The organism is Janthinobacterium sp. SUN206 (assembly GCF_030587305.1).
Classification (GTDB): domain Bacteria; phylum Pseudomonadota; class Gammaproteobacteria; order Burkholderiales; family Burkholderiaceae_D; genus Janthinobacterium; species Janthinobacterium kumbetense.
The window spans coordinates 88082-107880 of sequence record NZ_JAPWIB010000007.1 but is presented as its reverse complement, the minus strand read 5'-3'; the positions used below and the strand labels follow the sequence as shown (position 1 = coordinate 107880).

Here is a 19799-nt window from a genome sequence, read left to right as displayed (position 1 = left end):
GCATGTCGCGCCCCATCCTGGTGCGCAGATAACAAAAAACCCGGCAACGCTGTCTGCGTTGCCGGGTTTTCAGGCGATGCCCGGGGTGCCGAGGACGGCTTACTTGCGTCCGCCCCGTGCCGGTGCGGCATGGCCGCCCTTGGCTGGCGGCTTGCTGCCACGGCCCATCGGCACGGCGGCCGGCTTGGCCTTCGTCTTGATGGTCGACAAGATCGATGGACGCACCTTCGATTCGACGGCGGTCGCCTTCGGCGCCGCGGCCGTGCCGCCCAGGGCGATACGGTTCTTGCCCGGCGTAACCTTGAACTTGTCCGGCGTGCCGGCGCCATGCGTCTGGCGGCTGCGTTCGCCGGCGGCCAGGCCGCCCGACTCGGACGAGGTCCAGGCGGGAATCAAATGCTTGTCGCCATTGCCGATCAAGTCGCCACGGCCCATGTTGACCAGCGCTTCGCGCAGGATAGGCCAGTTGGCCGGGTCCTGGTAGCGCAGGAACGCTTTATGGGTGCGGCGGATCTTGCCGCTGCGCGCCGTTTCCACCACTTCCGAGTCTGCCGTGACCTTGCGCAAAGGATTCTTGCGCGTGTGATACATGGTCGTCGCCATGGCCATCGGCGTGGGCATGAAGGTTTGCACCTGGTCCAGCTTGAAATTGTTTTTCTTCAGCCACAGGGCCAGGTTCAGCATGTCCACGTCCGTCGTGCCCGGATGGGCGGCGATGAAGTAGGGAATCAAATACTGCTTCTTGCCTGCTTCCAGGGAGAAACGGTCGAACATTTCCTTGAACTCGTCATACGCGCCGATGCCGGGCTTCATCATCTTCGACAAGGTACCCTCTTCCGTATGCTCGGGCGCGATTTTCAACAGGCCACCGACGTGGTGCGTGACCAGTTCCTTCACGTACTCGGGCGAACGCACGGCCAGGTCGTAGCGCAAGCCCGAGCTGATCAAGACTTTCTTGATGCCGGGAATGGCGCGCGCCTTGCGGTACAGGGAAATGAGCTTGCTGTGGTCCGTGCCCAGATTCACGCAGATGGACGGGTACACGCAGGACAGGCGGCGGCACGAGACTTCGATCTCTTTTTCCTTGCAAGCGAGGCGGTACATATTCGCCGTCGGGCCACCCATATCGGAAATGGTGCCCGTAAAGCCTTTGGTTTTATCGCGGATATGTTCAATCTCGCGCAAAATCGACGGTTCCGAACGGCTCTGGATGATGCGTCCTTCATGCTCCGTGATCGAGCAGAAGGTGCAGCCGCCGAAGCAGCCGCGCATGATGTTGACGGAAAAGCGGATCATTTCCCAGGCGGGGATATGCGCCTTGCCATAGCTCGGGTGCGGGGCGCGCGCATAATTCATGTCGTACACGCCATCCATCTCGTCCATGGCCAGCGGCAGCGGCGGCGGGTTGAGCCACACGTCGCGTTCGCCGTGCGCCTGCACCATGGCGCGCGCATTGCCGGGATTCGATTCCAGATGGAACACGCGCGAAGCGTGCGCATACATGACGGGGTCATCCTTGACGACGTCGTAGGCGGGCAGGCGCACCACCGTCTTGTCGTGCTTTTCCTTGGCCATGGCCAGGCGTTCTTCGCGGCTCATGATGCGGATCGGCTTGATGACTTCGGCCGACTTCGACGCATTTTCCGTGGCGCAGGCGGTCTTGTCTTCCTGCACCATCTCGTACGGGCTGTAGTGCGGATCGATCTTGCCGGGCACGTCGACACGGGTGGAATTGTGCACGCCCCAGTCGTCGCCAGGCAGCCAGCCGGACGGCACCATGAAGGCCGTGCCGCGCAAGTCGCGGATATCCTTGATCGATTCGCCGGCAGCCAGGCGGTGCGTCAGGTCGACCAGCGCCCGCTCGGCATTGCCGAAGATCAACAAATCAGCCTTGGAATCGGGCAAGACGGAACGGCGGACCTTGTCCGACCAGTAATCGTAATGGGCGATGCGGCGCAGCGACGCTTCGATGCTGCCGATGACGATGGGCACGTCGGGATACGCTTCGCGCGCGCGCTGGGCGTACACGGTGACGGCGCGGTCCGGGCGCTTGTTCGGTTCCGCGTTCGCCGTGTAGGCGTCGTCGGAGCGGATCTTGCGGTCGGCCGTGTACTGGTTGACCATGGAATCCATGTTGCCGGCGGTAATGCCGTAGTACAGGCGCGGCTTGCCGAGGATGCGGAACGCGTCGGCCGACAGCCAGTCCGGCTGGCTGATGATGCCGACGCGGTAACCCTGCGCTTCGAGCAGGCGGCCGACCAGGGCCATGCCGAAACTCGGATGGTCGATGTAGGCGTCGCCCGTGACGAGGATGACGTCGCACTGGTCCCAGCCCAGCGTGTCCATCTCGGCACGCGACATCGGCAGGAAAGGCGCCACGGCAGCGCGGGCAGACCGCTTGGGAACGGTCGCAAATAAATTGGTAGGGGAGCTCATAGGGTACGGATTGTACCGGAATTGGCCATTTCCAACCTGACGGCCTGCTTTTTACTGTTGGATTTCAGTACAAAAAACGTTTAATTTTCAATTACTTGGGAGAAAGAGGCCCTTGGGGTCAGACCCGGCGGGTCTGACCCCAGATGTTGCTTTAGGGTTAAATTAAATACCCATATTGGCTAGAATCTCACCAAGTTCTCGCAGCGCCGGCTCCAGTTTCGGATGCTTGACGGCAAACTTGGCCGACAATTCCTGGCTGCGCTCGGCCAGCCCATAGGTGGTCGACTCTTCTTCCTGCTCCTGCGCGGCGCGCTTTTCCATCAGCAACTTGATGTCGACATCGAGTTTTTGCAGCAAACCATGCAGTTCTTCATCGACGGGGCCGCTGGTTTCCAGCGTCGAATGCAGTTGTTGCAGCGATTCCTTGAGTTTGCTATCCATGTTTTTTCCTGTCAGTCAGTAAATTGCGTGTCCAGAAACAATTGTTCCACCTTGCTCCTGGCCCACGGGGTCTTGCGCAAAAACTTCAGGCTCGACTTGATGCTGGGATCGCTGATGAAGCAATTGATATCGATGTGCTTGGCCAGGCCGTCCCAACCGTAGTGGGCGTGCAGGCGCGTCACGATACCTTCCAGGGTAATGCCATTCAAATCTTGCTGACTCATATACTCTTTCGACTGCCTTCTTGTTTACATCTTACTCAATTCTACGCCGCCGGCACGGAAAGCTTGCGTGCGCCAGGTCAACGCAACGCAAGCTTCTGATGGGGACGTCTTACTTGGCGTTCAAGCCACGGCGTTCCAGCAATGGTTCCACGGTGGCATCACGGCCGCGGAAGTCGCGGAACAGCTGCAGCGCATCGACGCTGCCGCCGCGCGACAGCAATTTGCTGCGGAACCAGTCGCCATTCTTGCGCGTCAGGCCGCCGTTTTCCTTGAACCAGTTGACCGATTCCGCGTCCAGCTTTTCCGACCACAGGTAGGCGTAATACGCCGCCGAGTAGCCGCCGGAGAAACTGTGCGAGAAGTAGCTGGTGCGGTAGCGCGGCGGCACGGGCGCGTAATCGACGCCCGCATCCTTCAGCGATGCCGCTTCAAAGGCCAGCACGTCGGTCGGAACCTGGCTCGGCGCCAGCTGGTGCCAGCGCTGGTCCAGCAGGGCCGCCGACAGGTATTCCGTCGTCATGAAACCCTGGTTGAATTTCTTCGCCGCCGTCACCTTGTCGAGCAACTCCTGCGGCATGGCCGCGCCGCTCTGGTAGTGCTTGGCATAGTTTTGCAGCACTTCCGGCCACACGGCCCACATTTCATTGACTTGCGATGGATACTCGACGAAGTCGCTCGGCACGCTGGTACCGGCAAAGCGCGGATATTTCACGTTCGAGAACATACCGTGCAGCGCATGGCCGAATTCATGGAACATGGTCGTCACTTCATCGAACGTCAACAGCGTCGGCTGGCCGGCGGGTGGCTTCGGAATGTTCAGCTGGTTGGCGACGACGGGATGCGTGCCCATCAGCATCGACTGCGACACGTATTCATTCATCCACGCGCCGCCATGCTTGTTGCCGCGCGCATAGAAGTCGGCGATGAACAGGGCCAGCGGCTTGCCGTTGGCGTCCAGCACGTCGTAGACGCGCACGTCCGGGTTGTACACCGGCAAGTCCTTGCGTTCTTTGAAGCTGATGCCATACAACTTGTTGGCGGCAAAGAAGACGCCGTTGTTCAGCACGCTGTTCAATTCCAGGTACGGTTTCAGCTCGTTTTCATCGAAATTGAAACGCTGCTTGCGCAGCTTGTCCGTGTAGATGGCCCAGTCGGCTGCTGCCACCTGGAAACCGCCCTTCTCGGCATCGACGATTTGCTGCAGGTCGGCCGCTTCGCGGCGCGCATTGGCGACGGCCGGTTTCGCCAGTTCCGACAGCAGGGTGTTGACGGCCGTGGTCGTCTTGGCCGTCTGGTCTTCCAGCGAGTACGCGGCGTAGTTGGCGTAACCGAGCAGGGTGGCCCGTTCGGCACGCAGCTTGGCCAGCTTCAGCACGATGGCGCGATTGTCGAACTCGCCGCCCTGGCTGCCGCGGTTCAGCGACGCCTCCATCAGGCGCTGGCGCGTCTTGCGATCCGTCAATACCGCCAGCGGCGGCTGGCCGCTGGTGTTCACGAGGGCGATGACGAACTTGCCGTTCAAGCCACGCTCCTTGGCTGCCGTGGCGGCCGTATCGATATCGCTGTCCGTCATGCCGGCCAGCTCAAGACGCGTGTCGACGACGATGCTCTTGGCATTCGTTTCCTTCAGCACGTTTTGCGCGAAGGCCGTTTCCAGGCCCGCCTGTTCGGCGTTATAGGCTTTCAGTTTTTCCTTGTCCGCATCGGACAGCTTGGCGCCGGCGCGCACGAAATCCGTATGATAGCGTTCCAGCAGGCGCAAGGATTCGGCATCCAGGCCCAGCTTGTCGCGCTTGGCGTACAGGGTGTCGATGCGGTTAAACAGTTTCGGATTCAGGGTGATGGCGTCGCCATGCGCGGCCAGTTTCGGCGACACGTCCACTTCCACCGCTTCGAGCACGCTGTTCGTGTTGGTCGACGTCATGTTGCTGAAGATGCTTTGCACGCGGTGCAGCAGCTGCCCCGTGCGCTCGAGGGCCACGATGGTGTTCTCGAACGTGGGCGCCTGGCGGTTGCTGGCGATCGCGTTGACTTCGGCCAACTGGCGTTTCATGCCTTCGGCAAACGCCGGCGCGTAGTGTTCATCCTTGATCAGGCCGAACTGCGGCATCTGGAATGGCAGCGGGCTCGCTTTGAGCAGGGGGTTCTGGGCGCTGACGGCGGCGGCAGGCGCGGTTTTTGCAGTGGCGGCAGCCATGGCGGACGGGGCGGCGTGGGCCAGCATGACGCTGGCGGCGATGACGAGCAGTTGTGGACGGATCATGACATCTTTCAGGAAGCGCGGGAAGAACCGCGATCGCGTCGCGGGCCAGTGGCAGATCATAGCAGCCTGTCACACAGGCGTCATCCAACATGGGCGATCCTGTGGTGCATCACGCCAACTGCGCGGTTTACCACGGTTTACGAGCAGAATCGCCAAATAAAAATGGCCGCCCGTTGCGGGGCGGCCATCGATATTCAGCACCGGCCAGGCCGGTGACGGGGGATTACTTGGCGTTCAAGCCACGGCGTTCCAGCAGCGGCTCGATCTTCGCATCGCGGCCGCGGAAGTTGCGGTAGATGTCGAGCGCATCGGCGCTGCCGCCGCGCGACAGCAGTTTATTGCGGAACCAGTCGCCGTTCTTGCGCGTCAGGCCGCCGTTTTCCTTGAACCACTCGACCGTGTCGGCGTCGAGCTTTTCCGACCACAGATACGCGTAGTAGCCGGCCGAATAGCCGCCCGCGAACGCGTGCGAGAAGTAGGTGGTGCGGTAGCGCGGCGGCGCCGGCGCGAAATCGACGCCCGCTTCGCTCAAGGCGGTTTTTTCAAACGCCAGCACGTCGGTGGGGATCTGTGCCGGGGTCAGCTGGTGCCAGCGCTGGTCCAGCAGGGCCGACGCCAGGTATTCCGTGGTTTTATAGCCCTGGTTGAAATTGTCGGCCGCCGTCACTTTCGCCAGCAGCTCGGCCGGAATGGCCGCGCCCGTCTGATAGTGCTTGGCATAGTTTTGCAGCACTTCCGGCCACAGTGCCCACATTTCATTGACTTGCGACGGGTATTCGACGAAATCGCGCGGCACGCTGGTGCCGGCAAAGCGCGGGTATTTCACGTTCGAGAACATGCCGTGCAGCGCATGGCCGAATTCGTGGAACATGGTGTTGACTTCGTCAAACGTCATCAGGGTCGGCTGACCCGCTTCCGGCTTGGGAATGTTGAGGTTATTCGCGATGACCGGCTTGCGGTTCAGCAAGGTCGACTGGCCCACATAGGCATTCGCCCAGGCGCCGCCGCGCTTGTTGCTGCGCGCGTAGGGGTCCAGGGTAAAGATGGCCAGCTGCGTGCCGTCTTCATTGAAGACGTCGTACACCAGCATGTCGGACGTGTAGACGGGCAAGTCGGTGCGCTGCTTGAAGGTCAAGCCGTACAATTTACCTGCGGCGAAGAACACGCCCTTGGTCAGCACGCTGTGCATTTCAAAGTACGGTTTGAGTTGATTTTCATCAAAGTTGTAGCGTTCGGCGCGGACCTTGTCGCTGTAGAAGGCCCAGTCGGCGGCGCCTACCTTGAAGCCGCCTTTGCCCGCATCGATAACCTTCTGGATATCGTCCGCTTCACGGCGCGCATTGACGACGGCCGGCTTCGCCAGCTCGCCCAGCAAGGCGTTCACGGCGGTGGTGTCGTGCGCCGTCTGGTCTTCCAGCGAGTAGGCCGCGTAGTTCGGGTAGCCCATCAGCGCGGCACGTTCGGCGCGCAGTTTCGCCAGTTCCAGCACTTCCTGGGTGTTGTCGAACTCGCCGCCACGGCTGCCGCGCGCTTGCGAAGCGGCCATGATGCGTTCGCGCACGGCGCGATTGGTCAGCAGCGACAGCGGCGCCTGGCCCGTCGTGTTGACGAGGGCGATCACGTATTTACCGTCCAGGCCGCGCTTCTTGGCCAGGCCGGCAGCCACTTCGATGGCGGCCGGCGACAGGCCGTCCAGTTCTTCACGCGTATCGACGACGACGGCCGACGCGTTCAATTCTTTCAGCACATTCTGTGCGAACTTGGTCGACAGGGCAGCCAGCTGGCCGTTGTAGGCGCGCAGCTTTTCCTTGTCGGCCGCCGACAGCTTGGCGCCCGCGCGCACGAAGTCCGTGTGATAGCGTTCCAGCAAGCGTTTCGATTCCGCATCCAGGCCCAGCTTGCCGCGCTTGGCGTACAGGGTGTCGATGCGCTTGAACAATTTGTCGTTGAGCATGATCGCGTCGCTGTGGGCCGCCATTTTCGGCGCCAGTTCGCGTTCCAGGCCCTGGATCGTGTCATTCGTGTTCGAACCGGACATGACGGAAAACACGGTACGCACGCGGCTCAGCAGCTGTCCCGAGCGTTCCATGGCCACGATGGTGTTGTCGAAGGTGGCTGCTTTCGGGTTATTCGCGATGGCATTGATTTCCGCCAGGTTGGCGGCCATGCCTGCCGTAAAAGCCGGCGCGTAGTCGGCGTCCTGCACCTTGTCGAACGGCGGGTAGTTGAATGGCAGGCTGCTGGCCTGCGCAAACGGGTTCGAAACGGGCAGCGCCGCGGCCGCGGTAGCGGCGGTGGTTGGCGCGGTGGTGGCGGCAAAAGCGGCTGGCGCCAGCATCAGGCTGGCGGCGATGACGAGCATTGTTGGACGGGTCATGTCTACTTTCAAGGAACGCAAGAGAGCCGCGATTGTGTCGCGGGCCAGCCTGAAATAATAACAGCCTGAAACACTTGCGTCACCAGCAACTACCGATGGTAGCGCGCCCGCCAGTGATGAACGGTTTTCATGCGTCCCGCATCACGATGCCGATTTAGTAATGCGGCGGACGTTCGTTGACCAGCCCGCCATTCGCCTGCTGCGCCCCGTCGCGCACGTGCTCGCCCAGCTTGTGCAGCATGGCTTCCAGCTGGTCGATGCGCTTGCCCTGCTGGTACACCATCTGGTTCAGCGACTCGACCAGGTCTTCCTGCTGCGCCAGCTTGATTTCGATATCGACGAAACGTACTTCCATCTGTTCTGCATTGTCCATGGTGCTTCTGCTCATTTCTGACTGAAAGCGGCATTCTACCGCCGCCGCGGCGTGCGCCAGGACAAACTCCGTCCATTCACCGTGGACAGGCCCCGATTTCTGTTTATTCTTCCTGCATGGGTTCAAGCCGCTTGACGAATGAGAACAAACGATTACAATGGTTGAACCAACACCAACACCAACCGAGCCACTGCTGATCGACACGCGCAAGACGGCCGAATACCGGCGCTGGGAAGATTCCCTGCACGATGTGGCGGCCGCCGCCATCGATGCGCGCATCAAGCATTTGCAGCACGGTAAAAAGGGCGACTGGCGGCCAGTTGGCGAAGGCGTGTGCGAACTGCGTTTTTTACAGACGGGACCGGGCTGGCGCGTGTATTTTCATGAAACGAACCGGGGCACCCTGATCTTGCTGCTGTTGGGCGGCAATAAATCCAGCCAGCAGCGCGACATCAGGCAGGCGCAAGCCATCCTGCGGGAGCTGAAAGCCCGGCAGGCGGCCCTCAAGAAAGCAGCGGCAAGCCCCTCGACAGGAGTACGAAAGAAATGAACCACGACATCGACCACGACACCTTCGACCTCGACGACCTGGAAGCATTGGGACTGAGCAAATTCGACCCGACGCAACACCTGACCAGCAAGGCCGCCGTGGCCGCCTACATGAGCGAAATCGTCGCCACCGGCAATGCCGAACTGTTCCAGTCGGCCATGAACGACGTGGTGCGCGCCTACGGCATGGGCAAGGTGGCGGCCCGTGCCGACATCACGCGTGAAGGCGCGTACAAAGCCTTGCGCGAAGGCAGCAAACCGCGCTTCGAAACCATTTTAAAGATGCTCGATGCGCTGGGCATGCAGCTGGCCATCGTGCCGAAAACCACGCCGGACGGCGCCGCGGAAGCCTGAACGCCGCTTACACTTTCGGCGCGGCCAACAGCGCCTTCATGCGGGCCAGCCGTTCTTTCGGCGAAATCACTTCCGCCTCCGTCGGCACGGCGTCGCCCACGTCGAGTTGCATTTCCTTGATGAAGCGCGACGGGTCGCAATGGACTTGCTCGCCAGCCCGCTTGCGCTTCTTGCACCAGGTGACGTGCAAGGTGCGCTGGGCGCGCGTGATGCCCACGTACATCAAGCGGCGCTCTTCCTGGATGCGCGCGGCGATGGTTTCGGCCGGCGCATCCGCGTCGCCCTTGTGCGGCAAGATCCCCTCTTCCACGCCGACCAGGAATACGTGCGGAAATTCCAGGCCTTTCGACGCGTGCAGGGTGGACATGCGCACGGCGTCCTGCTCCTCGTCCTTGCCTTCCAGCATGGTCATCAAGGCCACCATCTGCGTCAATTCCAGCACGTTCTTTTCTTCGCCGTCGCGGTCCTTGCCGCCCCGGCCCCGTTCTTTCAGCCAGTTGACGAATTCCAGCACGTTCTGCCACTTGCTTTGCGCTTGGCGTTCCTCGAAGGCATCGTACAGATACGATTCGTAGTGGATTTCCTTCATCATGTCGTCCAGCACTTCGGCCGCGTTATCGCCGCTGCCGGCCGCGCCGGGACGGCTGGCGCGCGATTCCAGGTCGTTGATGAAGTTGCAGAAGTCGCGTAACGGCCCCAGCTGGCGGTCCGTCAGCTTGGCCTCGATGCCGCCTTTAAAAACGGCCTGGAACAGCGAGCACTGCCACTGGCCCGAAAACGCGCCCAGCACCTCCAGCGTCGACTGGCCCACGCCCCGGCGCGGCGTCGTCACGGCGCGAATAAACGCCGGATCGTCGTCTTCGTTGGCCAGCAGGCGCAGGTAGCTGATGATGTCCTTGATCTCGGCCTTGTCGAAGAAGCTCTGGCCGCCCGAGATCGTGTACGGGATGCGCTCCTTGCGCAGGCACTGCTCGATGATGCGCGCCTGGTGGTTGCCTCGGTACAAAATGGCGTAGTCGGAAAATTTGTTCTTGCGCTCGAAATGGTCGGCCGAGATCATGATGGCGACCTGCTCCGCCTCCTGCTCGTCCGTCTGCATGCCCAGCACCTTGATCGGCTCGCCCAGGCCGTGCTCGGACCACAGCGACTTTTCAAACAATTTGGGATTGTTGCCGATGACGGCATTGGCCGCATTGAGCACGCGCATGGTGGAGCGGTAATTTTGCTCCAGCTTGATCACGCGCAAATCGGGGAAATCCGTCTCCAGGGTCTTCAGGTTTTCCACGGTGGCGCCGCGCCACGCGTAGATCGCCTGGTCATCGTCGCCCACGGCCGTAAACATCGGCTTCTTGCCGATGCCCGTCACCATCAGTTTCACCAGTTCGTACTGGCACGTGTTCGTATCCTGGTATTCGTCGACGAGCAGATAGCGCAAACGGCGCTGCCACTTGTCGCGCACGGGGCCGTTGTTGCGGAACAGTTCCACCGGCAAGCGGATCAGATCGTCGAAATCGACGGCCTGGTAGGCGGACAGCGTTGCCACATAGCTGCGGTAGATGCGCGCAGCATTCGCCTCGTCCTCATCCTTGGCTTGCGCCAGGGCCATATCCGGATCGATCAGGCCATTTTTCCACAAGGACATGGCGTTCTGGATGCCACGGATCACCTGTTTATCGGTGGTAATGGCGAGATCTTGCACGAGGGAAAAACAGTCGTCGCTGTCCATGATGGAAAAGCGGTCCTTCAGCCCCACGCCATTGGCTTCCTGGCGCAGGATTTTCACGCCCAGCGAGTGGAAGGTCGACACCGTCAACTGCTTGGCCTGGCGCGGCTGTTTCAACAGCTTGGCGATGCGTTCCTGCATCTCCAGCGCCGCCTTGTTGGTGAAGGTCAAGGCGGCGATGGTGCGCGGGTCATAGCCCCGGTCTTCGATCAGATGGGCGATCTTTTGCGTGATCACGCGCGTCTTGCCCGAGCCGGCGCCCGCCAGCACCAGGCAGGGGCCGTCGAGGTAGGTTACCGCTTCGCTTTGGGGCGCATTCAGACCGAACTGTGGTGCTTTGGACATCAGGGTATTTCCGCAGGGAACAGCAGCCCATTGTAACAGCGTCGCGCCCGCCTTTTGCACGCTGGCGCATACCCGAAAAACAGGCAACGGCATTGATATATCGCCATATGCCGCCATCTGGGCCGCTGCAATGCGTGCGGCGATGCCACGCCTGGAGTACCATTCCGCCTATATCGCCCCTGCGCGCCCACTTACCGAATGGCAGTCCCATGAAATTTGAACACCTGATTGAAATCAACGATCCCTTGAATCCGCTGATCGACACCTTGACCCTGGAGCAAGTCTGGCGCGGCCTCGTCTTGCGCGCCGAATCGCCGAAACTGTTCGTGCCGCACCTGGACGAATGCCAGATCAGCGAGCGCAGCGAAGCCGGTTTCGCGCGCAGCCTGCGCTATGGCGAACTGGTCATCAACGACAAGGTGGTGCTGGTGCCGCAACTGCAGGTGCGCTACGAAGTGCCGGCGCAAAAGGATATCAGCGCCTCCTCGCTGGTGATGACGATCGAGATGCCCGACGAAGCGAGCCTGTGGGTGCGCTTCCAGTACGACGACGGCCACGACGCGGCCACCGATGCGGCCAACGCCCTGTACGACGACTTCCGCCGCTCCGCCTACAAGGAGTCCGACATTGACACCGTGCGCATCATGCGCGAACTGGCGCTCGAAGGGCGGCTCGATGCGGGTCTGCTGAATTAAACTATTCATGTAGAGAGTGTCTGGAAAACGTTCAGGGCTAGGCGCATTGCCGAAGACAGTACGAAAGTACGACCAGGCAATGCAACAACGCCATGGACGTCTTTCCAGGCGCTCTACACCCTGGCGCTGCGGCCCCATAGCTGGTCGGGCCGGAACTGCAAGCCCGCCTGCTCCGCGCTGAGCACTTCGCGGATGGCGTGCAAGTCCACGCGCGTATCGCGCCGCAGCGGCACGTCCAGGCGCGCGCCGCGGGGGCCGATCAGCGATTGCACGTGGGGCGTGGTGGCATTCAAGCCCTTGCGCGTGACGACGCCGATTTCTCCATTCAACAGTTTCACGAAGGTGCCGACGGGGTAGATGCCCAGCTCGCGCACCAGCAGCGAGGCCAGCGGCGCATCCAGGGTGGCCTTGTCGGCCATCAACATTTCGCGCAGGGCCACGTTCGGCAGCAAGGGCTGGCGGTAGCTGCGCTTCGAGACGCGCGCGCAATAGCGGTCGGCCAGCATGATCAGGCGGGCGCCGATGCCGATCGCCTCGCCTTGCGTGCCCAGCGGATAGCCGCTGCCGTCGATATTTTCATGGTGCTGCAACACGGCTTGCAGCCAGACGGCGTCCGTCACGCCCGTCGCGCGCAGCAAGTCGACACCGGCTTGCGGATGGGCGCGCAAATAGGCGCGTTCCTGCGCATCCAGCGGCCCCGCCTTGTGCTGGAAATCCGCATGGCGTTCCAGCATGCCCACATTCATGCTCAGCGCGGCCAGCACCACGCTGCGGATCACGCCCTCATCGAGTTTCAGGGCGCGCGCCAGCAAGGCCGTGATGACGGCCGTGTCAACGCTGTGGCGCACGGCAAAGTCGCCCGCGCCCTGATTGTGCAAGATGCAGGCCAGCGCCACGTCGGCGTCCAGCACGACAGCTTCTTCCACCAGCTGCGCCAGCGCGGCCAGCGGCAGGTGGCTGCCCGCTTGCCCGGCGGCAATCGTTGGCAAGACGAGGGCCAGGCCCGCCGTGACGAGGTTCAGCATGCGCAGGGCTGACGGCGCTTCCGTAGCCGTGCGCGGCACGTCGGCACTGGCATCGGCGATGACGCCGCGCGCCAGCAGCAATTCGATCTGGTTCTCGCTGCTGATGACATGGCCCAGCCTGGCCAGCAAGCCGCCCGTTTCGCCGTGCACGTCCCAGGGCAAGGCCACGCCCAGTGCGAGTTCTCCTGCGTAAATGCGCCGAATTTTCACATCGTCTCCATCATCGCCTGCACCCGCCTGTTTTTACCATCCTGGCATCAGCGGTATGTACCGATTGAAATGTTTTTTGCTTTTAATCAATATTTCAATGTGGCAGCGATGATCGCGCAATCATGTGAGCTTGTCTACAAAATTATGTAAATCGCAAAGTTGCATTCAAGGGCCGGGGGTACAGTCGGCGCAGCCGGGCGCGTGTTCCGGGTCTTTTTCCAGGTGCAGCGCCAGTTCGCGCAAGGCCGTGCGCACGCCTTCCTCGATGACGGGGTGGTAAAACGGCATGTCGAGCATGGCCGGCACCGTCAGCTGCGCCTGGCACGCCCAAGCCAGCAAATGGCCCAGGTGTTCCGCCCGTGGGCCGATCAGCTCGGCGCCGAGAAAGCGCTTGCTGCCAAATTCCGCATACACGCGCAGCAAGCCCTGGTTTTGCAGCATCACGCGGCTGCGGCCCTGGTTGCCGAACGACACGGCGCCGACGGCGAAACGGCCCGCGTGGCTCACGCACAATTGCTGGTACGTCGCGCCCAGGGTGGCGATCTGCGGCTCCGTGAAGGCGATGATCAAAGGCGTGCGGCGCAAACCCGGTTTGACGTCCGGAAAGCGCGCCGCGTTGTCGCCCGCGATGCGGCCCTCGTCGGCCGCTTCGGGCAGCAGCGGCAGCGCATTGTCGGCATCGCCGGCGATGAAGATGGCGCTCTTGCCGCACTGCATGGTGTGCGCATCATGCAGGGGGACACCATGACGGTCGAGCTCGATTTGCGCCGTTTCCAGGCCGATCTTGTCCACGTTCGGGCGGCGGCCGACGGCGGCCAGCAGATACTCGAACTGCTCGGTTTTTTCCACGCCCGCGGCATCACGGCTGGTGAGCAGGATGCCCTTGCCATCGGGCGTTTTTGCCACGTGCGCGACGCCGGTCATGAAGCGGATATCGAGTTCGCGCGCCAGCACGGCGTCCGCCTCGCGCAGCACCAGCGGGTCCGTCAGCTGCGCGACTTTATTGCCACGCGCAAACAGGGTCACGCGCACGCCGAGACGTGCCAGCGCCTGGCCCAGTTCCAGGCCGATGACGCCGCTGCCGACCACGGCCACGGAAGCGGGCAAGTCCGTCCACTCGAACACGGCGTCGCTGGTGATGACTCGGTCTCCCGCCGCCTGCCACTCGGGCGGCACGATGGCCGTGGAACCGGTGGCGATCACCACGCTGGCCGCTTCCACCAAGGTATGTTCATCCACCTGCAATGTGCCGGGGGAAATAAAACGCGCATGGCCGCGCAGTTTTTCTTCGTCGGCAATGGCGTTGACGCCGTCGAGCACGAAGCCGACAAAACGGTCGCGCTCGCTGCGCACCCTGGCCATCACTTGCCGGCCATCGATGCGCACGGGGCCAGCATGCACGCCAAAGGCCGGCGCGGCAGCCACGGCATGGGCCGCCTCGGCCGCCGCGATCAAGAGTTTGCTGGGCATACAGCCCACCCTGGCGCACGTCGTGCCGTACGGCCCGCTTTCTATCATCAGCACGCGCTTGCCCTGCATGCGCGCTGCCCTGTGCGCCGTCATGCCGGCCGTGCCGCTGCCGATCACGGCCACATCCACTCGTATCGTCTTCATGCCGCTGTCCATCCGTTTGAGGTTGCTCACAGCGTTCGATACTACCCGTTTGCTGAAAATAAGGTTTTACTTTGCAGCAATATATGCATTAGTATAACTAATCATTTTCAAAATTTATAAGCTGAGCTAATGGGATCACTCGATTATCGCGCGCTGGCCGTGCTGGACGCCGTCGCCAGCCATGGCAGTTTCGACAAGGCCGCCCTGGCGCTGGGCATCACCCAGTCGGCCGTCTCGCAGCGCATCAAGGCGCTGGAAGACGCCAGCGGGCGCCTCTTGATCATCCGTGGCCAGCCAGCCGTGCCGACGGGCCTGGGCCAGCGCCTGATCGTGCATCACCGCAACGTCAAGCTGATGGAAGCCTCGCTCGACATCGACCTGGGCAACAGCGTCAGCATGCCGGAAATCGCCATCGCCATCGATGCCGACAGCCTGGCCACGTGGTTCCCCGACACGTTATCAGCCCTGCTGGCGCCGCCGCGCTGCCAGCTCGACGTGCGCCTGGCCGACAGCGACAGCGCCTTGCAGATGGTGCGCGACGGCTCCGTGTTCGGCTGCGTGGCGGCCGAGTCCGGTACAGCGATCGATGCGGCGGCCGCCACCAGCGTCACGCCGCTGGGCACCTTGCGCTATGTCTGCGTAGCCACGCCCGTGTTCGCGGGCCACTGGTTCGGCGACGGCTTTATTGCCGAAGCGGTGCAACTGGCGCCGGCCGTCGTGGGCCAGCACGGCTTGCTGGCGCGTTTCCTCGCGGAACAATTGAGCATGCGTGAACCGTTTCCGCACCACACCTTGCCGGTGGAAGCGGCGCGCCGCGGCTGCGTCCAGGATGGCCTGGCCTACGGCTTGATGCCGCAGCGCCTGGCCGCGCAAGCGTTGGCGACGGACCGTCTCGTCGATCTGATGCCGGGCAGCACCCTGGACGTACCGCTGAGCTGGCATGCCTGGACCCTGGACACGCCGTTTACCAAGCTGCTGTCCGAGCAGATCGTCAAGTCCGCGCGCGACTACCTGAACTAATTCAGTAACTTGATTTAAATATCCAGCGGGTCCACTTCCAGCGACCATTTCACGCGCGTCTTCATGGCGCGCAATGCCATCAGCCATTCCTTTAAAAATGCTTGCAGGGCGGGACGCGAGGCGGACTCGAGCAGCAGCTGGGCGCGGTCCACGTTGTAGACGCGTGTCATGCTCATGGGAATCGGGTCGTTGATGGTCACCTGCGGGTGTTCCATGCACTCCTTGGCCGCCTGCAGGAACTCGATGGCCGTGGCCAGCTCCGGGGCTTCCGCGCGCAGCAGGGCCTGGAACAGGTACGGCGGCAGCGCCGCCTGCGCCCGCTCTTCCAGCAAGGTGGTAGCGAAGTGATCGTAATCGTGGTTGACGACGGCGTCGTACAGCGGATGGCGCGCATAGCGCGTCTGGATCAGCACTTCGGAAACGCTGCCCCCTTCCGTCTGCGCGGCGCGCCCGGCGCGGCCCGCCACCTGCATCAGCTGGGCGAACAGCCGTTCGCTGGCCCGGTAATCCTGGGAAAACAGGGCCGTGTCCGGATTCAAAATGCCGACCAGGGTCAGCTTTTTGAAATCGTGGCCCTTGGCCACCATCTGCGTGCCGATCAGGATATCCACTTCGCCCCGGTGCACGGTGTCGAACGCTTCCTGGGCGCTGCCCTTCTTGCGCGTGGAATCGGCATCGATGCGCAAGATCCGCGCCTCTGGAAACAATTGCTGCAAGCCCTCTTCCACCCGCTGCGTGCCCCGTCCCAGCGGCTGCAGGTCGACGTTGCCGCACGTGGGGCAATGGCGGGGAATGCGCAGTTCCAGGCTGCAATGGTGGCAGCGCAGCCGGTGTTCGGGCTTGTGCAGCACCATGAACGAGGTGCAGCGCGTGCAATTGCTGATCCAGCCGCACGATTCGCAGCAGATCACGGGCGAATAGCCGCGCCGGTTCAAGAACAGCAGCGACTGTTCCCCGCGCTCCATGCGCAGTTTCAAGGCGGCTACCAAATGCGAAGTCAGGCCATCTTTCGGCCGGTCGCGCTCCATGTCGAGAATCTTGACGCGCGGCAACACTGCATTCTTGACGGCCCGTTCGCGCAACTCCAGCTTGCGGTAGCGCCCCGTCTGTGCATGGTGCCAGCTTTCCAGCGACGGCGTGGCCGAACCGAGCACGATGGGAATCTGCAATTGCCAGGCGCGCCACACGGCCAGGTCGCGCGCCGAATAGCGCAAGCCTTCCTGCTGCTTGTAGGAAGGATCGTGCTCCTCGTCGATGACGATCAATTTGAGTTTCGGCAAGGACGCCAGGATGGCCAATCGCGTACCGAGCACGATGCGCGCCTGGCCCTGGTGGGCGGCCAGCCAGTGCAGCATGCGCTCGCCTTCGGACAGGCTGCTGTGCAGGGTGGCCAGCATGACGCCGGGAAAGCGCGCGCGGATATTGCCTTCCAGCTGGGGCGTCAGGTTGATTTCCGGCACCAGGATCAGGATTTGCGCATCGTCCTCGCGCGCCAGCACCTGGGCGCACGCTTGCAGATACACTTCCGTCTTGCCGCTGCCCGTCACGCCGTACAGCAGGGTCGGTTTAAAGCCTTGCGCGCCGCCGATGGCGTCGGCCGCCTCTTGCTGGGCAGGATTCAGGGCCGGCATGTTCAGGGGCGTGCCGTCGTGTGCGTCGGCCAGCTTGCCCAGCTTCTTGATGGCGCGGTCGAGCGCCACGGTGGTGAGCACGCGCAAATTCTTCGGCAGGCCCGGCAGCGCCACTTCACCGAGCGGACGCTGGTAGTAATCGGCGGCAAAGGCGGCCAGCGCCAGCCATTGCTCCGACAGGGGTGCCAGCTGGCTGCGCACGGCCAGCACGTCCTTCAATTTCGCGGCGGGCACGTCGGTGCTGTCGGACACGCCGACGATCAGCCCCATCACTTCGCGCCGGCCGAACGGCACCAGCGCCAGCTGCCCCACTTGCGGCAGAGGCACGGCAGCGTCCGCATCCGCCGCCGCGTTCCAGCGGTAGTCGAACAGGGCGTTCAAGGGCGTGTCGAGCGCGATGTTCAGGATGCACGACGTCAAAATGCACTGCGACATGGGGGTAGGGCCTATCTCAATAAAAAAGCGCGCCGCAGAATCGATGGCGCGCGGGATGTCCGGCATCAAGCCAGCGGGCCATGATACTTGTTTCGCCCCTCAAACGCCTAACGGCAGGCAGGATGGTGTGGCATCCTGCCTGAAGAAAATTCTGTGGATAACTTTGTGGACAAAGCAAAATTAACTTTCAGAAAAATGTGGACAGAAAATTTCGATCGCCGTCAAGAGCGGCACGCAAGAAAAATTAAGTATTTAAAATCAACGACTTAAAAATTGACGCCCGGGAGGCTGGAAAACCGCAGGGCATTTCCGCCGCTGTGCATAACTGAACCATTTGTAATTTATTTATACAGAAATCAGCCCGCTTTTGCGGCGGCCGATCCGGAAAACCGGCGGCGGCATGCTGCAAAGTTGACAATTGCCGGGCAAGCGTTCGTTTTTACCTGCCGGGCGACGAAACATTGTTCAATTATCATGCAGTGCAACATGCACTTCAGGTGAAACCTGAACATCGGCGCTAAGTATCGGTTAACAAAATACTTTTCAATTTTATCCACAGAATCTGTTGATAACTTTGTGGACAATGAAGGAATAAGGCAGGCGAACGAAAGAATAACCTTATCAATAGCAACAAAGTCCGCCGAACAAGGCTTTTTTTATGTCTTAATAATCAAGCACTTGCAGAGCATCCCCGGGCATGGCTTTTCGACTGCCTCTTATTTCCGCAGCAAAAAAAATTGTGCATAAGTCGGTATTTCTTGCGAAGGCGCAGCAAAGAAAAAGGCAGGCTTCCGCTGGAAAGCCTGCCTTTCTGCCCCTGCGCCAGGGGAAAACGGCTACTTACTGGCCGCTGCGCATGGCGCGGCTCATGCTGTGCACGGCTTCCACCATGGCTGCCACCGATTCCGGCGGCGTGAACTGGGAAATACCGTGGCCCAGGTTGAACACGTGGCCCGTGCCTTCCGACGGCGCGCCGAAGGCGTTGAGCACTTTCGCCACTTCGGCGCGGATCTGCTCGGGGCTGGCGAACAGGATGGCCGGGTCCAGATTGCCCTGCAAGCCCACTTTATGGCCCACCAGCTGGCGCGCGCGCGTCAGGTTGACGGTCCAGTCCAGGCCCACGGCATCGGCGCCGATGTCGGCGATCTGCTCGATCCACTGGCCGCCGCCCTTGGTAAACACGATGGCAGGGATTTTCACGCCATCCTTGTCGCGTTTCAATTGCGCCACCACTTGCTGCATGTAGGCCAGCGAGAATTCCTGGTAGGCGCCATCGGCCAGCGCACCGCCCCAGGAATCGAAAATCATCACGGCTTGCGCGCCGGCATCAATTTGCGCATTCAGGTACTGCGCCACGGAGGTGGCGTTGATGGCCAGGATGTGGTGCATCAGGTCCGGGCGGTTGTACAGCATCTTCTTGATGGTGTGGAACTCTTTCGAGCCGCCGCCTTCCACCATGTAGCACGCCAGGGTCCACGGGCTGCCGGAAAAACCGATCAGCGGCACGCGGCCGTTGAGTTCCGTGCGGATCTGCGTGACGGCCTTGAAGACGTAGTCGAGCGATTCCAGATCCGGCACTTGCAATGCCTTCACGTCCTGTTCCGTGCGCAGCGGGCGCTCGAACTTCGGGCCTTCGCCATCGGCGAAATACAGGCCCAGGCCCATGGCGTCAGGCACCGTCAGGATGTCGGAAAACAGGATCGCCGCGTCGAGCGGGAAACGCTCCAGGGGCTGCAGGGTCACTTCCGTGGCGTAATCGGGATTCTTTGCCAGGCCCAGGAAGGAACCGGCCCGCTCGCGCGTGGCGCGGTATTCGGGCAAATAGCGGCCTGCCTGGCGCATCAGCCAGACTGGGGTGTGCTCGGTCGGCTGGCGCAGCAAGGCGCGCAGGAAAGTATCGTTCTGGAGCGGAGCAAATTGTGGCATGGAAGGCAATCAATAGCTTGGAGAAGCGGTATTATCGCATCCAATCGCCGCCATTTCATTGATTCCGGTGCCGCTTTGCAGCATTTGCCACGCACAGCGATGACTTTCGTTGTGCCAGCCCTTCCATTATGATGATGCACGCCGCCGCGCGCCTTGAC

Annotated in this window: 15 protein-coding genes; 4 read left to right on the top strand and 11 right to left on the bottom strand. The window is 61.8% G+C overall.

The annotated features are described in order from the left end of the window. Positions 1 to 99: 99 nt before the first annotated feature. From O3300_RS27685 to O3300_RS27660, 6 genes are all read right to left on the bottom strand, one after another. Complete coding sequence (locus O3300_RS27685) at positions 100 to 2361, bottom strand: YgiQ family radical SAM protein (protein WP_289900575.1); 2262 nt, start codon at positions 2359 to 2361, stop codon at positions 100 to 102. A gap of 237 nt (positions 2362 to 2598) precedes the next feature. Next, a complete protein-coding gene (locus O3300_RS27680; RefSeq protein WP_034753883.1) occupies positions 2599 to 2877 on the bottom strand; it encodes a DUF4404 family protein in 279 nt (92 codons plus the stop codon). An 11-nt stretch (positions 2878 to 2888) separates the two neighbouring features. Beyond that, positions 2889 to 3101, bottom strand: a complete 213-nt coding sequence (locus O3300_RS27675; RefSeq protein ID WP_070219603.1) for a VF530 family DNA-binding protein — start codon at positions 3099 to 3101, stop codon at positions 2889 to 2891. Positions 3102 to 3210: 109 nt separating this feature from the next. Then, positions 3211 to 5364, bottom strand: a complete 2154-nt coding sequence (locus O3300_RS27670) for a M3 family metallopeptidase (RefSeq protein ID WP_305054681.1) — start codon at positions 5362 to 5364, stop codon at positions 3211 to 3213. Positions 5365 to 5587: 223 nt separating this feature from the next. Then, positions 5588 to 7741: a M3 family metallopeptidase gene (locus O3300_RS27665; protein WP_305054680.1), complete on the bottom strand. Its 2154-nt coding sequence runs from the start codon at positions 7739 to 7741 to the stop codon at positions 5588 to 5590. Positions 7742 to 7895: 154 nt separating this feature from the next. After that, a complete protein-coding gene (locus O3300_RS27660; RefSeq protein WP_034753936.1) occupies positions 7896 to 8114 on the bottom strand; it encodes a SlyX family protein in 219 nt (72 codons plus the stop codon). Between the two features lie 157 nt (positions 8115 to 8271). Here O3300_RS27660 and O3300_RS27655 point away from each other — a divergent pair, with 157 nt between their 5' ends. Together O3300_RS27655 and O3300_RS27650 are read left to right on the top strand one after the other, a co-directional pair. Next, positions 8272 to 8664, top strand: coding sequence for a type II toxin-antitoxin system RelE/ParE family toxin (locus tag O3300_RS27655; RefSeq protein WP_251351553.1), 393 nt, complete (start codon positions 8272 to 8274; stop codon positions 8662 to 8664). After that, complete coding sequence (locus O3300_RS27650) at positions 8661 to 9017, top strand: addiction module antidote protein (protein WP_251351552.1); 357 nt, start codon at positions 8661 to 8663, stop codon at positions 9015 to 9017. The genes O3300_RS27655 and O3300_RS27650 overlap by 4 nt, the downstream gene beginning before the upstream one ends. 7 nt (positions 9018 to 9024) lie before the next feature. Here the strand turns inward: O3300_RS27650 and O3300_RS27645 are convergent, their stop codons facing one another. Next, positions 9025 to 11085: a UvrD-helicase domain-containing protein gene (locus O3300_RS27645; protein ID WP_077398209.1), complete on the bottom strand. Its 2061-nt coding sequence runs from the start codon at positions 11083 to 11085 to the stop codon at positions 9025 to 9027. 209 nt (positions 11086 to 11294) lie between these two features. Here O3300_RS27645 and O3300_RS27640 point away from each other — a divergent pair, with 209 nt between their 5' ends. Continuing rightward, complete coding sequence (locus tag O3300_RS27640) at positions 11295 to 11780, top strand: SRPBCC family protein (RefSeq protein ID WP_305054679.1); 486 nt, start codon at positions 11295 to 11297, stop codon at positions 11778 to 11780. A gap of 113 nt (positions 11781 to 11893) precedes the next feature. On the opposite strand, the gene O3300_RS27635 is transcribed toward O3300_RS27640, so the two are convergent. Then, entirely contained in the window at positions 11894 to 13015 is a 1122-nt protein-coding gene (locus O3300_RS27635; RefSeq protein WP_251351551.1) for an HD-GYP domain-containing protein, read from the bottom strand. A gap of 165 nt (positions 13016 to 13180) precedes the next feature. Further along, positions 13181 to 14629: a dihydrolipoyl dehydrogenase gene (locus tag O3300_RS27630; protein WP_305054678.1), complete on the bottom strand. Its 1449-nt coding sequence runs from the start codon at positions 14627 to 14629 to the stop codon at positions 13181 to 13183. A 129-nt stretch (positions 14630 to 14758) separates the two neighbouring features. Here O3300_RS27630 and O3300_RS27625 point away from each other — a divergent pair, with 129 nt between their 5' ends. Then, complete coding sequence (locus O3300_RS27625) at positions 14759 to 15649, top strand: ArgP/LysG family DNA-binding transcriptional regulator (protein ID WP_099666091.1); 891 nt, start codon at positions 14759 to 14761, stop codon at positions 15647 to 15649. 14 nt (positions 15650 to 15663) lie between these two features. On the opposite strand, the gene O3300_RS27620 is transcribed toward O3300_RS27625, so the two are convergent. Both O3300_RS27620 and hemE read right to left on the bottom strand, forming a co-directional pair. Continuing rightward, positions 15664 to 17715, bottom strand: coding sequence for a primosomal protein N' (locus O3300_RS27620; protein WP_251351548.1), 2052 nt, complete (start codon positions 17713 to 17715; stop codon positions 15664 to 15666). Positions 17716 to 18555: 840 nt separating this feature from the next. Beyond that, positions 18556 to 19641 carry a uroporphyrinogen decarboxylase gene (hemE, locus tag O3300_RS27615; RefSeq protein WP_099666089.1) on the bottom strand — a complete coding sequence of 362 codons (1086 nt, stop codon included), beginning with the start codon at positions 19639 to 19641 and terminating at the stop codon, positions 18556 to 18558. Positions 19642 to 19799 lie beyond the last annotated feature (158 nt).

Bases quoted from the DNA above. Each gene is read 5' to 3' on its own strand.
- O3300_RS27685 (WP_289900575.1), bottom strand. From the start codon at position 2,361: ATGTCGCGTGCCGAGATGGACACGCTGGGCTGGGACCAGTGCGACGTC.
- O3300_RS27680 (WP_034753883.1), bottom strand. From the start codon at position 2,877: ATGGATAGCAAACTCAAGGAATCGCTGCAACAACTGCATTCGACGCTG.
- O3300_RS27675 (WP_070219603.1), bottom strand. From the start codon at position 3,101: ATGAGTCAGCAAGATTTGAATGGCATTACCCTGGAAGGTATCGTGACG.
- O3300_RS27670 (WP_305054681.1), bottom strand. From the start codon at position 5,364: ATGATCCGTCCACAACTGCTCGTCATCGCCGCCAGCGTCATGCTGGCC.
- O3300_RS27665 (WP_305054680.1), bottom strand. From the start codon at position 7,741: ATGACCCGTCCAACAATGCTCGTCATCGCCGCCAGCCTGATGCTGGCG.
- O3300_RS27660 (WP_034753936.1), bottom strand. From the start codon at position 8,114: ATGGACAATGCAGAACAGATGGAAGTACGTTTCGTCGATATCGAAATC.
- O3300_RS27655 (WP_251351553.1), top strand. From the start codon at position 8,272: ATGGTTGAACCAACACCAACACCAACCGAGCCACTGCTGATCGACACG.
- O3300_RS27650 (WP_251351552.1), top strand. From the start codon at position 8,661: ATGAACCACGACATCGACCACGACACCTTCGACCTCGACGACCTGGAA.
- O3300_RS27645 (WP_077398209.1), bottom strand. From the start codon at position 11,085: ATGTCCAAAGCACCACAGTTCGGTCTGAATGCGCCCCAAAGCGAAGCG.
- O3300_RS27640 (WP_305054679.1), top strand. From the start codon at position 11,295: ATGAAATTTGAACACCTGATTGAAATCAACGATCCCTTGAATCCGCTG.
- O3300_RS27630 (WP_305054678.1), bottom strand. From the start codon at position 14,629: ATGAAGACGATACGAGTGGATGTGGCCGTGATCGGCAGCGGCACGGCC.
- O3300_RS27625 (WP_099666091.1), top strand. From the start codon at position 14,759: ATGGGATCACTCGATTATCGCGCGCTGGCCGTGCTGGACGCCGTCGCC.
- O3300_RS27620 (WP_251351548.1), bottom strand. From the start codon at position 17,715: ATGTCGCAGTGCATTTTGACGTCGTGCATCCTGAACATCGCGCTCGAC.
- hemE (WP_099666089.1), bottom strand. From the start codon at position 19,641: ATGCCACAATTTGCTCCGCTCCAGAACGATACTTTCCTGCGCGCCTTG.